The following is a 12,535-nucleotide window of genomic DNA, read 5'->3' as shown; positions in this document are numbered from 1 at the left end:
TCACCAACCCTTGACGTTGTCCCAGCGCCAGTTGCGGTACTGGTACAGCAGCGTACCCAGCAACGCATAGGTGGCGGCCATGCCCAGCAGCACCAGGGCATGGTCGCTGACTTCGCGCAGCGGCAGGTCCATCTGGTTCATCTCGGCGATGGCGCGAATCGCCCAGGTCGAGGGGATCGCGTCGGCCAGCCAGCGTACCCAGTCCGGCATGGCCTGTTCCGGCCAGCTGTAGCCGGCCATGTAGAACAGCGGCAGGGTGATGAAGGTCATGGTCAGGTACACCGATTCCTCGGTGGGCAGCAGCTCGGCGATGAACTCGCTGAGGGCGATCACCGCGATCAGGAACGGCAGGACGATCCCCAGCAGCATGAAGAACGAGGCCGACTGGCGATAGCCCAGCAGGTGCGGCCAGATCACGTAGAAGAGCATCGCCAGCACGGTCCAGATCAGCAGTTGCGCGCTGTAGCGGCCGAAGCGGGTCGACAGCGGCTGGCGCATGTAGCGCGGGGTGCCGCCGCGCAGCATGATGTTGCCGCGGGTGCAGCCGAGCAGCAGGCTGTGTTGCAGGATCAGCGACAGCAACCCCGGAAGGACGATGGCGGCGAAGCTGATGCCGGGGTTGAACAGGTCGGTCAATTGCCCTACCAGCGGGCTCAGCACCACCTGCGCCTGGGTCGCGGTGAAGCCTTCGCGTTCCAGCAGGGCAGCGTTGTAGCGGTTGGTCAGCGCGCTGTAGACCGCCGAGATGTCCTGCTGGATCTGGCCGTTGGCCATGCGGTTGGTGGCATCGCCGAAGTACGGGATCACCAGCGCCTCGCCGCGCAGCAGGCGCTTCTCGAAGTTCAGCGGGATCACGATGATCGCGTACAGCTCGCGCCAGGCCAGGTCGCGCTTGGCCTGCGGCAGGCTGTCGTAGCCGACCACGGCGACCTTCGGCGCCGAATCGAGCAGCCGGACCAGCTCGCGCGACACGTCGCTGTGGTCCTCGTCGACCACCGCCACCGGCAGGTCGAGGGCGGTGTGGTTCATGTACGGCAGCGAGGTGATGCACACCGAGGCCACGACCATCAGCCACATCGGCTTGGACAGCATGGCCTTCAGGGTTTCCCGGAGGATCTGCAGGTAGTTCTTCATATCGGGCTCAGGTCCAGGCGGCTGCGCAGGCGCATCTTGGCGATCATGTAGGCGATCAGCGGGTACAGCGCCAGCTTGGCGCAGGTGTAGAGCGCCGAACTGGGCGGCGCCTGGCGCAGGAACTGGTCGAACAGGCCGTGCAGGGTGTGGGTCAGCGGCTCGGCCTCGGCGATCACCCGCGCCAGGGTCGGCATCGCCAGTTCCGGGATCAGCACTCCCGAGTAGGTCTGGGCGACGCCGATCAGCATGCCCACCAGCGAATAGGCAGTGAAGCGGTTGGCGGTGAAGACGAACAGCACCAACCCGACGCTCTGCGCGGCAATCACGTAGAACAGCGTGATCATCAGCATCGCCAGCGGGCTGCCGTTGATGCGCGCGCCGGAGAACGCCACCAGCAGGAAGATTTCCAGCATCAGCAGCGCGGTGAACAGCAGCGTGTAGGGCGCCAGTTTGCCCACCAGGCGTACGCCGAGGGCCTTGGCCCGCAGGATGTGCGGCGAGGAGGCGCGCAGTTCCGGCGCCTCGCGGGCCAGCACATGGACCATGGTGACGATCACGAACAGCTGTAGCAGGTGCACGATGGCGGCGAACTGCTGGTAATAGATGTAGTTGCCGCTGGCATTGAACAGGCTGTCGTAGGACACGCTGATGCTCGCCAGGTGCGGCAGCGCCGCCGGCATCCCGGCGGCCAGGCGCGGACGCAATTCGCCGTTGAGGCTGGCGACCAGCGCCGAGAAGTCCTGGGTGGCGGCATAGCCGGCCGAATACAGCAGCGCGTTGTAGTACAGCTCGGCCTTCGGCGCGCGCCCGCCGAGCACGTCGGCCTCGAAGTCCGGCGGGATGTAGAGCAAGGCGTAGGCATCGGCCCGACGGATCGCGTCGAGCCCCTCCTGGACGCCGGCGGGAACGGTGATCACCTGGGCGTGGGAGGTCGCGTCGAGTTCGCGGATCAACTTGCGCGACAGTTGGCTATGGTCCTTGTCGATCACCGCCAGCGGCATGTCCAGCAGGGTACCGGCCTGGTAGACGCCGCTGATCACGCCGAACAGCAGCAGCGGCCAGCACCAGCCGAGCCAGTGGATGGTCCAGCTGCGGCAGGCGATCCGCGTCTCGGTGTTGAACGCCTGGACGAAACGGCTGGCGTTGCGCTTCAGCGCGGCCCACGCCATCGCTCAGTTCGTCCAGCGCCACAGCGCGCTCATGCCCGGGCGCAGGCCGGGTGTCGGCTGCAACGGGTAGAAGCGGGTCTCGAAGGTCTTCAGGTCGAAATCGCCGGTGGCGCGGGTCGCGCGCCTGGTCGAGAAATCGCCCAGCGGGGCGATGTAGCGCAGCTCGGTCTCGACCTCGGCGCCGCCCAGGCCGGGCACCTGCATGACGATGCGGTCGCCCTTGCGCACCTTGGCCAGGATGTCCTCGCGCAGGTTGAAGACGAAGTAGCTGTCGTCCAGCCGCACCAGCGTCAGCAGCGGACTGTAGGCGTTGATCAGTTCGCCCTGTTCGGCGGGGATCGGCCCGACCTCGCCGTTGACCGGCGCGCGCACCTGCAGGTCGTCGATCTGCGCCTGTAGCTCGGCGATCTGCGCGTCGGCCCGGCGCACCGCGGCCTGCAACGCCTGGCGGCGCTCCTCGCGGTCGCCCTTGAGACCTTCGTCGAGATTGGCCCGCGCCTCGGCGACGCGGTCGCGGGCGACATCGCGCTCACGCCGCGAGAGGTCGAACTGGGTCCGCGAGAGGAAGCCGCGCTCGACCATCTGCTGGTTGCGCTGGAAATCCGACTCGGCGTTGCGCAACTCGGCCTCGGCCTGTGCCAGGCTGGCCTTGAGCGCGCGGATGCTCTCCTCGCGGGTACCGTGGAGCGACTCGTCGAGCTGCGCCTGGGCCTGGTTGCGCGCCGCGTGCAGGGCATCGAGCTGGGCTTCCAGCTCGGGGCTGTCGAGGCTGATCAGCAGGTCGCCCTGCTTCACCTCGTCGCCGCGCCGCACGTGCAGCACCTGGACCCGGCCCTTGGCCTTGGAGGAAACGATGACGTTGGTGGCGTCCGCCTCGCCCTGCAACAGCAGGGGCGGATTGTGCAGGCGCAGGTAGAGGGTGATGGCGACGATCGCGAGGATCAGCAGCGGGGTAAAGAGTTTCCATCCCTTCATGGGGCAGGCTTCCTGAACACGACCGGGCGATGGTAGTACATTGCCAGGCCGTTGCGCTGGCCGGAAGCGCGCCGGAGACCGGCTCCGGCGCGGCGACGAATCAGGCTTCCCCTTCGGCGTCCTCGCTCGCCACCCGCCGCGCGGCGGCGCCGTCGGACTTCGCCGAAGGGAAGCGCGCCGAGGCGAAGCGCACCACCAGGATCGCCAGCGCCAGCAGGAGCAACGCCACCGAGACCAGGATGATGCCATCGTCCGGCGTATGGTTGTGCTGGATGTCGGCGATCATCAGGCGGGTCAGCGCGGTCATCGCCACGTAGATCAGGAAGCGTACCGGCATGTGGTTGGTCTTGAAGTAGATACCGACCATCGCGCCCAACTCGAGGTAGATGAACAGCAGGAGGATGTCGTCGATCGACGCATGCCCCTTGTTCACCATCCCCAGGAAAGCCGCGCCCGCCGCCCAGAACACCGTGGCGCCGATGGCGAACAGGGCCAGGTAGTGGAAGGCCTCCACCAGCAGGTTGCCGAGGCTCTCCGCCTGGTGGTGCATGCTTGCGCGCAGGCGCTCGGCCCAATTCTGTTTCATAGCTTCTCCCGACAAAGACGACGGCCACCTGGCCCGAAGCGTGCAAGGCCCAGGCCAAGGCACGTGCGCAGATAGACGTCCGCACGTCGGCGCAGGGTACAGCCCGGCGGTGACAAAGAACTTTCCGGGCGGTACCCAGTCCCAACCAGCACGACAGCATTCAGGTGGTCCACCATGACCGACAGCAGCCCTTTCCAGCTCCTCACCGAGGCCTTCCAGGCCGAGTACCGGGTCAACCTCAGCCTGGAGCGGCCGGACGGCAGCATCGTCCTCACCCTCTCCAACGAACGCGGGGTCGCCGCCAAGCGCCTGATCCGACCGGCGCAACTGCATGACCTGGAACAGTTGCAGCGGATGATCGAGAGCATCCGCTTCGGCATCGCCATCGAAAACGGCACCAGCGCGCCGCAACTGTTGCAGGCGATGACCCAAGGCAAGGCACGCTGGCCGATAGCTATCTGATGGCAGCGGTGACCTGCGCGCGTCCTTCGCCGGCGCCGAAATAGGCAGCCAGCACCGCCAGGTCGCGGTCTTCCAGCACCCCCGCCAGCTGGCGCAGGCGCAGCCAGGCGTTGAGGTAGGCGTAGCGCGCTTCCGCCAGGTCGCGGCGGGCGCCGTAGAACTGCTGTTCGGCGTCCAGCACGTCGCGATTGACCCGCTCCCCGCCGGCGACGCTGCGCCGCGTCGCTGTCACCTGTTCGCGCGCCGCCGCCACCGCCATCTCGTAGGCACGCACCTTGGCCAGGCTGCTGGCGGTCAGGTCGAACTGGCTGTGCAGGTCATTGATCACACTGGCCACCTGGGCATCCAGCTCGGCCTGGGCCTGGGCGTACTTGTCGCCGGCCTGGCGGGTCGCCGCCGACACCCGCCCGCCCTCGAACAGCGGCAGGCTGAGACGCAGGCCGACACTGTCGGTGTCGTATTTCTGCTCGTAGGTGCTTTCCGAAGCCGAGTGCGTCTTGCTGCTGCTGGCGTAGAGGCTGAGCCTGGGCAAGTGGCCGGCACGATTGCGCTCCACCTCGTAGGCTGCCGCCTCCAGCGCATGGCGCTGGGCGCCCAGCTCGGCGCTGCGTTGCAGGGCCACCTGGCGCCAGCCTTCGAAGGTCGCCGGTTGCAGGCGCAGCGCCGGGAAGCGCTCGATGGGCGCGGCCAGTTCGCGATCCTCCAGTGCCTGCCCGAGCATCGCCTCCAGCGTACGCCGCGCCGCCGCCGCGCGATCGCTGGCGGCGATCTCCTCGGCGCGGGTCAGGCTCAGCCGGGCGCGGGTCTCCAGCAGGTCGGTGCGGGTGCCCTCGCCTTCCTCGAAGGCACGCTGGTTGAACGCCAGCTGGGTTTCCAGGGCGCGCCGCTGGGCTTCGGCCAGGACCACCTGCTCGCGGGCGAACAGGGTTTCGCTGTAGGCGGCGAACAGGCGCACCGCCAGTTCCTGGCTGCGCCCGCGGAACTGTTCGTCGGCGAACAGCGCCTGGGCCTCGCCCTGGCGGTAGCGCGCGTAGGCCTCGTAGTCGAACAGCGGCTGCTCCAGGCTGAGGGTCGAGGCGTAGCTGCGATAGTCGCGCTCGACGCGGGCGTCGCCCTGGCTGACGGTGGAGTCGTTGCGCGCCTTGTTGTAGTCGTAGCGCAGGCTCGGCAGCAGGCCGGCACGGCCGATGGCGCGGTTTTCGCTGCCGGCGCGGCGCTCGTGGAGCGCCGCCTGGAAGGTCGGGTCGTGGCGCACCGCCAGTTGGTAGGCGTCCAGCAGGCCCAGCGCCTGGGCCGAGGAGGCCGAAAGCAGCGCGGAGGACAGCAGGCAGGCTCGCAGGCGATTCATTCTTCCCCCAGCGCCAGGTGGGTACGGTCGGCCAGCGGCTTGAACAGGTAGTTCAACAGCGAGCGCTCGCCGCTGCGAACGAAGGCCTCCACCGGCATCCCCGGGCGGATCTCCAGGCCGGCCAGGCGACGTACGCCCTCCTCGCCTACGCGGATGCGCACCCGGTAGTACGGCGCCTCGCTGCGCTCGTCCAGCAGGCGGTCGGCCGAGACCAGGGTCACTTCGCCCTCCACCCGCGGCGTAGTGCTCTGGTTGAAGGCGCTGAACATCAGCTCCACCGGCAGGCCGACGCGGACCTTGTCGACCATCTCCACCGGCAGCCGAGCGTCCACCAGCAGCGGCTGGCGCTCCGGGAGGATTTCCATCAGTTGCTGGCCGGGCGCGATCACGCCGCCCTCGGTGAACACTTCCTGGCCGACCACCAGGCCGGCGACCGGCGCCCGTACCTCGCTGTTGGCCAGGTCGAAGCGCGCGCTGGCCAGGCGATTGCGCAACTCCTCGGCGCGCACCTGGGCGTCGGCCAGGCTGGCGCGCACCTCTTCCTGGAACTTCTCCCGCCGCTGGGCCATGCGCAGGCGCAGTTCGAGGATCTGCCGGCGGGTACTGCCGAGGCTGCCGAGGTCGCCGGCGATCTCGCCGTTGACCTGGGCCAGCAGGCGCTCGCTGTCGAGCAGGCGGTTGCGCGGCACGTAGCCCTCGCTGGCCAGTTGGCGCAGGCCGCGCAACTGTTCCTCGAGGGCGGCGCGCTGCTGCTCCTTGCTGCGCAGCGCGGCTTGCAGGCCGTCCAGTTGCGCCTGGCTGCCGGCGACCGTCTCGGCGAGACCATCGAGTTCCAGGCGCAGCGCCCGCCGACGGCTGTCGTGCAACTGCCGCTGCTGTTCCAGCAGGGTCGGCAGGCGCGGGTCGTCCAGCGCCAGCAGCTCGGCGGGAAACTCGATCCGCGCCTTTTCATCGCGCTCGGCGCTCAGCCGCGCCAGACTCGCCAGCGCCGCCAGGTACTGGGCGAACAGGCCATCGGCCTGGGCCCGGGCCTGGGTAGCGTCCATCTCCAGCAGCACCTGTCCTGCCTCCACCCGCTCGCCTTCGTGCACGCGGATGTGCCTGACCAGGCCACCGGTAGGGTGCTGCACGGCCTTGCGGCTACCGGCCACCATCACCGTGCCGGAGACCCCGACACCCTTGTCCAGCGGGGCCAACCCGGCCCACAGGAGAAAGCCGACGAAGCCGAGCAGCACCAACCCCCAGCCGAGCCGGGAAAAACGCTTCTCGTCCAGTTCCAGCGCCGCGCCGCCGACTTCGCGCAACCGCGCCTGCCCGCTCATCGCGCCGCTCCTCCCGGCACACCGCCGACCGGCATCCCCGGTCCCGGCCGGTAGCCGAAACCGAACGCCGGCGTCGGCCGTGTCGGCGCCGGGGCCGCAGCGGCCGGCGGCGAGGCGCTGGCAAGCACCTCGGCGGTCGCGCCGAAACGCTGCAGGCGTCCGCCATGCAGCAACAACAGCTTGTCGGTCAGCGCCAGCACCGCCGGCTTGTGGGTGACCAGCACCAGGCTGCTGCCGTGCCGGCGCATCGCCGCGATGGCCTCGGCCAGGGCCGCCTCACCCGCCTCGTCGAGGCTGGCATTGGGTTCGTCGAGCACGATCAGCGCCGGTCGCCCGTACAGCGCGCGGGCCAGGCCGATGCGCTGGCGCTGGCCGCCGGAGAGTCCAGCGCCGCCGTCGCCAAGGCGCGTGTCGTAGCCCTGCGGCAGGCGCAGCACCAGGTCGTGTACGCCGGCCAGGCGCGCTGCCGCCACCACCTTCTCGGCATCCACCTCGGCGAAGCGCGCGATGTTCTCGGCGATGCTGCCGGCGAACAGTTGCACGTCCTGGGCCAGGTAGCCGATGTGCGGCCCCAGTGCCGCCGCACTCCACTGCCGCAGGTCGGCGCCGTCCAGGCGCACCGCGCCAGACAGCGGCTGCCAGGCGCCCACCAGCAAGCGCGCCAGGGTCGACTTGCCGGAACCGGACGGCCCGATCACGCCGAGCGCTTCGCCAGGCTCCAGGGCGAAACCGAGGTCCTGCAACAATGCCTGCTCGCGTCCCGGCGCGGCCGCGCAGAGCCGCTCGACGCGCAACGCGCCGCGCGGCGCCGGCAGCGGCATGCCCAGGGCAGCCGGCGGATTCTCCTCGAGTAGCCGCGCCAGTCGCTGGTAGGCCTGCCGCGCGCCGCTCCACTGGCGCCAGACCGCGATCAACTGGTCGATGGGGCTGAGCACGCGGCCCATCAGGATCGAGCCGGCGATCATCATCCCCGGGGTGATCAGGCCTTCCACCGCCAGCCAGGCGCCGAGGCCGAGCACCAGCGACTGCAAGGCCAGGCGCACGCCCTTGGAGGTCGCGCCGATCGCCGCGCTGCGCTCGCTGCCGAGGTTCTGCCGGGCAAGGAAGGCCTGGTGCTGGGCGAACCAGCGCGCGCGCATGGCCGGCAACATGCCCATTGCCGCCAGGGTTTCCGCCTGGCGCAGGTTGGCCGAGGCCTGCTGGGTGGCGAGGATCGACAGTTGCCCGGCCTCGGCCAGCGGTTCGCGCGAGCGGCTTTCGTTGACCCAGGCGAGCAGCACCAGCAGCAGCGCCCCAACCAGGGCGAGCAGGCCGAGCCAGGGACTGAAGAGGAAGATCACCAGCAGGTAGAGCGGGAACCAGGGCGCGTCGAAGAAGGCGAACAGGGCGTTGCCGGTGAGGAACTGGCGCAGGCTGGTCAGGTCGTTCAGCGCCTGCCCGGCGGCCTGCTCGCCGCGCTCCAGGCTGGCGCGGAACGAGGCGTCGTAGATGCGCTGGTTGAGTTGCATGTCGAGCTGGCCGCCGAGGCGGATCACCACCAGGCTGCGCACCCACTCCAGGGCGCCGAGCAGCAGGTAGAGGCCGAGCACCATGAGGGTCAGCATCAGCAGGGTCATGTGGTTGCCGGAGCCGAGCACCCGGTCGTAGACCTGCAGCATGTACAGCGACGGCGCCAGCATCAGCAGGTTGATCACCGCGGTGAACAGCGCGACGCTGCGCAGCGCCGGGCGGAAGCGGCCGAGGGTGGCGAGGATTTCATTGCGCGGCGAGGCCGGCCGGAGCTTCATCGGAGTCGGGTCCTGTGGGTGTCCGGGCCGCGAGCGGGCCCGGAGGACATTGCGGCAGTCTCCGCTTGCCGGGCACGGCCGGCGGAGGAACAATCCGGGGGCCGCCGTCGCCACGGGTGCGAGGCGCAACGACGGCGGTTCGTGCGCCGGAGAGGAGCGCCAACTCCTCTCCGGCCTTTAGCGCAAGCAGTCCACGAACGCTATCGTGGACAGTTGCTCAGGCCGCCAGGGCCAGGTCGTGCGGCAGTTCCTGCACGCCGACCACGCCGATTTCCGCCGCTGCCGCAGCCGGGGTGGCATGGGCGACGCCGGCCGCGGCCAACTGGTCGAAGGTGGAGTTGATCGACAGGCTCGGGTCGACCGCTTTCAGCAGCGCGTCGATCTGCCCCTGCAGGGCGCTGCTGTCACCGCTCATCAGGCCGTAGACCACCTTGTGCACGGTGCCGTCGCGGCCCTGGGCGATCGGCGAATCCAGGCCCAGGTTGCTGAAGCTCACCTCCTGGCTGTCCAGGGCGTAGCCACCGCTGGAGGCGCCGCCGGTCAGGGTGTCGCCGAGGGCGATGCTGTCCAGCTTGCCCCACAGGGTGTGGCTGGGGTTGCTGAACAGGGTGTAGTGGAGGTCGCCGCCGGCGATGAAGGCCGCGTCGCTGGCGGTGCTCTTCAGCGCGTACTGGCTGCCGTCGAACGGACCGGGGTTGAAGCCGCCGGTATTGCTGCCGTCCACCACCTGGCCCGGACGATGGTTGACGTCGCCGAAGTAGGCCGACCAGTCCGCCAGGTAATCCGCTACGGTCCAGCCGCTGTAGGTGGTGCTGTAGGAAATCGAAATGCTCATGCCAAAACTCCAATTCAACGAGTGGTGAATGCCGGAGCGCACGGATGCCCGCTCCGGTTTTGCCCTTCACTGGGCAAAACGGGGGTCAGAACTGGTATTCGAGGGTGCCTTGCAGGGTCCGCCCGCGGCCGAGGGTGAAGGCCAGCACGTCGCCCAGCGGCACCAGGTAGGCGCGGTCGGTGACGTTCTCCATGGCCAGGCGCAGGGTCAGTTCGTCGCTCACCCGGTAGCTGCCGTACAGGTCGTAGACGGTGTATTCCTTCCAGTCCGCCGGGTACACGCCGGCCTGCGACACCGTGGCGCCGCCAGCCACCGAGTAGCCTTCGCTGTAGCGGGCACGGGCGCCGACGTCCAGCCTGCGGTCGAAGAAGCGCATGCCCAGGGTCAGCGAGCCGCGGTCCATCGGCATGTGTTCGGCGGAGCCGAGCACCGCGCTGCAATGGGTGGCGGCGTTAGCCTGCTCGTCCGGCCGCATGTCGATCACCGGCGGGCGGCGACCGCTGCCCTTCACCGTCTGGGTGACGCCGCCGAGCCAGGCGGTCTTCGAACAGAAGTCGTTGCTGCCGATCATGTGCGTGTAGGAGAGCTGCCCGTAGGCCAGCCCGGCATCGTAGTCGAGCTGGTACTCGACGCCACGGAAGCGCGTGCTGTCGAGGTTGTTGACGTAGGCGCTGTTGCCGATCCCGGCCATGCCGTAGCCCGGCGGCTGCATGCCCATGCCCATGAAGATGAAGTCGTCGACCCGGGTGTCGAAGTAGGCGACCTTCAGGCCCAGGCGGTCGTCGCTGAACCAGAGGTTCTCCTTCAGCACGTTGAAGCCGACTTCCCAGGCCTTCGAGCGCTCCGGACTGAGGAACGGGTTGGGGTACATGTTTTCCGCGCCGCCGCCGTGGGGGCGGCCGGTGATCAGGCTCTCGGTCACTGCCGGCGGGCGCCAGCCCTTGCCGTAGGTGGCGAACAGCTGCAACCAGTCGACACCGGGCTTGACCGACAGGCCGAAGGTCGGCGAGAAGCGCCCCTCCTCGCGGTCGACGGCGTATTGCAGCGGCATGTCGGTCTGCCGGGTGGTGCCAAGGATGAAGGTGCGCGCGTTGAAGCCGGTGTCGCCGCGCAGGCGGTAGCGGTCGTAACGCAGCCCGGCGTTGAGGTTGAGCCAGTCGTCGTAGTCGTAGTCGAGACGGGCGAACAGGCTACCGAGGGCGCGGTCGCCCTTGGGGGTCATGCCTTCGGCCGCAGGGAAGCCGACCGCCGAGGTGCTCGCCCGCGGCTGGCTGGAGTCCGGCCGCACCTTGTCGTAGAAGAACTCCAGGCCATAGTTGGCGCGCAGCGTGGAGAGATCGTCGAGAGCGAAGGTCGAGGTGTTCTGCGCCTGCGCGCCGTAGGTGTCGGTCTGGTAGGTGATCGAGTAGCCGGGGGTGATACCGCGTTGCAAGGTCTGCTGGCGGTTGCGGTTGTCGACGTAGTAGAGCTTGGCCTTGAAGTCCACCAGCGGGTTGTCCGGCGCGTAGCCGTAGTCGATGGCGAAGTTCTGCGCACGCACGTCGCTGCTGCCGAGCTTTTCCCAGAGCGCCTGGTTCTCGGTGTTGAGCATGTTGGCGTCGTCGTAGGACACCTGGGTGGTCAGGTAGCTGAACTGCAGGCGCTGGTCCTGCGGCAGAGCGACGCCAAGCTTGGCCAGTCGCGAGCGCATCACGTAGCCGGAGTAGGCCACCGGCGAATGCTTGACCCGCTGCCCGGCCTCGGGATTGAACCAGGCGCCGGTGCGCAGCTCGCCGATGCTGCCCTTGGTCCCCGGGTCGTAGTCGCCCAGGTGGCGCTCGCTGGCGGCGACCAGCATGTCCCAGGCCTCGGTGCCGATGGCGAAGGCCGCGCTGCCGATGAAGTGGGTGCCGTTGGCGTCGCCGCCCAGGCCGCTGGTGAGGCGCACCCGGCCACCGACCTGCTTGCCCGGCTTGACCAGGTCGCGGGCCTCCAGGGTGCGGAAGTTGGCGATCCCGCCGATCACCCCGGCGCCGCCCATGGCCGAGCTGGCGCCCTTGTCGATGACCACCTCGCTGAGCAGCTCGGGATCGACGTAGAGCGTCCCGTTGCGCTGCTGGTGGCCGCTCTGCTGGTAGTTCTGGCGCATGCCGTCGACCGACATGTTGACCCGCCCGTAGTCCTGGATGCCACGGATGTTCACCGACAGGCCGGGATCCTGCTGGCTCACCGAGGAGTACACCCCGGGGGTTTCCTCGAGCATGTCGGCGGCATGCCGCGGCGGGTTGCGCTCGATCTGCTCGCGGCCGATCACGCTGACCGAATGCGGCGTCTGGTAGACCCAGTCGTCCGGACGCGCGGCGGAGATCACCGAGGGCGACATCTGCACCAGGTCGTCCTGGCTGACGCGGATCAGGCTCAATTGGTCCTTGCCGGAGAAGCGGTATTCCACCGGGCTGCCCTGGAGCATCTGGCTCAGGCCGTCGGCCAGCACATATTCGCCGTGCACCGCTGCGCTGCCGAGACCGGCGAAACGCTGGCTGTCGAAGAACACCTGGACCCCGGCCTGCTCGGCGAATCGCAGCAGGGCGCGGTTCAGCGGTTGTGCCGGGATGTCCAGCCGGACCCGGCGCAACGCGGTCTGCTGCTGGCTCGCCGAGTCCGCCCCGTCTTGCGCATGCAGCGGTAGCGCGGCCGTTCCCAGCAGGACCAGGCCCAGCCCCAGGGCCAGTTGCGCCCCCTTGCGACCGCCTCGCACGGCACTCCATCCACGATGTTTCATGACAGCGCCTACACTCCATCGTTTTTGTGTAATAAGAATCAGTCTCGTTAAGAGAACGATGGAGGCAGGGAAAGTCAGTAACGGAAATCGAGAAAATTTTTCGCCGGCGGGATCCACGGCTCGAAAATGCGCTTCCCGGCCCCTGCCGGAACAAGC

The 12,535-nt window shown here is 68.7% G+C and carries 10 protein-coding genes; 1 reads left to right on the top strand and 9 read right to left on the bottom strand.

Features of this window, described 5'->3' with window-relative positions; translation table 11 throughout:
* The 4 genes from VQ067_RS08440 to VQ067_RS08425 all read right to left on the bottom strand — a co-directional run bounded on the left by VQ067_RS08440 (position 1) and on the right by VQ067_RS08425 (position 3,864).
* Positions 1-1,134, bottom strand: coding sequence for an ABC transporter permease (locus VQ067_RS08440; RefSeq protein WP_003098675.1), 1,134 nt, complete (start codon positions 1,132-1,134; stop codon positions 1-3).
* Positions 1,131-2,303, bottom strand: a complete 1,173-nt coding sequence (locus VQ067_RS08435) for an ABC transporter permease (protein ID WP_003098671.1) — start codon at positions 2,301-2,303, stop codon at positions 1,131-1,133. Before VQ067_RS08435 ends, VQ067_RS08440 begins: the two co-directional genes overlap by 4 nt.
* A 3-nt stretch (positions 2,304-2,306) precedes the next feature.
* On the bottom strand, positions 2,307-3,278 hold the full coding sequence (locus VQ067_RS08430) for an HlyD family secretion protein (RefSeq protein WP_003091837.1): 972 nt from the start codon (positions 3,276-3,278) through the stop codon (positions 2,307-2,309).
* A 100-nt stretch (positions 3,279-3,378) separates the two neighbouring features.
* Positions 3,379-3,864: a phosphate-starvation-inducible protein PsiE gene (locus VQ067_RS08425; RefSeq protein WP_003091838.1), complete on the bottom strand. Its 486-nt coding sequence runs from the start codon at positions 3,862-3,864 to the stop codon at positions 3,379-3,381.
* Between the two features lie 174 nt (positions 3,865-4,038).
* On the opposite strand from VQ067_RS08425, the gene VQ067_RS08420 reads away from it, so the two are divergent.
* Entirely contained in the window at positions 4,039-4,326 is a 288-nt protein-coding gene (locus VQ067_RS08420) for a DUF3509 domain-containing protein (RefSeq protein ID WP_003091839.1), read from the top strand.
* On the opposite strand, the gene VQ067_RS08415 is transcribed toward VQ067_RS08420, so the two are convergent.
* The 5 genes from VQ067_RS08415 to hasR form a co-directional block, all read right to left on the bottom strand.
* Positions 4,319-5,674: a TolC family outer membrane protein gene (locus tag VQ067_RS08415; RefSeq protein ID WP_003113107.1), complete on the bottom strand. Its 1,356-nt coding sequence runs from the start codon at positions 5,672-5,674 to the stop codon at positions 4,319-4,321. The two genes, VQ067_RS08420 and VQ067_RS08415, sit on opposite strands and share 8 nt — an antisense overlap.
* Positions 5,671-6,996 (bottom strand): HlyD family type I secretion periplasmic adaptor subunit, encoded by a 1,326-nt coding sequence (locus VQ067_RS08410; protein ID WP_017149244.1) that lies wholly within the window; start codon positions 6,994-6,996, stop codon positions 5,671-5,673. The genes VQ067_RS08415 and VQ067_RS08410 overlap by 4 nt, the downstream gene beginning before the upstream one ends.
* Complete coding sequence (locus tag VQ067_RS08405) at positions 6,993-8,783, bottom strand: type I secretion system permease/ATPase (protein ID WP_009877543.1); 1,791 nt, start codon at positions 8,781-8,783, stop codon at positions 6,993-6,995. The genes VQ067_RS08410 and VQ067_RS08405 overlap by 4 nt, the downstream gene beginning before the upstream one ends.
* 217 nt (positions 8,784-9,000) lie before the next feature.
* Positions 9,001-9,618 carry a heme acquisition protein HasA gene (hasA, locus tag VQ067_RS08400; protein WP_003091842.1) on the bottom strand — a complete coding sequence of 206 codons (618 nt, stop codon included), beginning with the start codon at positions 9,616-9,618 and terminating at the stop codon, positions 9,001-9,003.
* 85 nt (positions 9,619-9,703) lie between these two features.
* Positions 9,704-12,379: a heme uptake receptor HasR gene (gene hasR, locus VQ067_RS08395; RefSeq protein ID WP_009313657.1), complete on the bottom strand. Its 2,676-nt coding sequence runs from the start codon at positions 12,377-12,379 to the stop codon at positions 9,704-9,706.
* Between the last annotated feature and the right edge of the window lie 156 nt (positions 12,380-12,535).

Source organism: Pseudomonas sp. KBN12P06040, assembly GCF_037574965.1.
Lineage (GTDB): Bacteria > Pseudomonadota > Gammaproteobacteria > Pseudomonadales > Pseudomonadaceae > Pseudomonas > Pseudomonas aeruginosa.
Note: the sequence above shows the minus strand (reverse complement) of the source record. Positions and strands in the feature narration are given on the sequence as shown.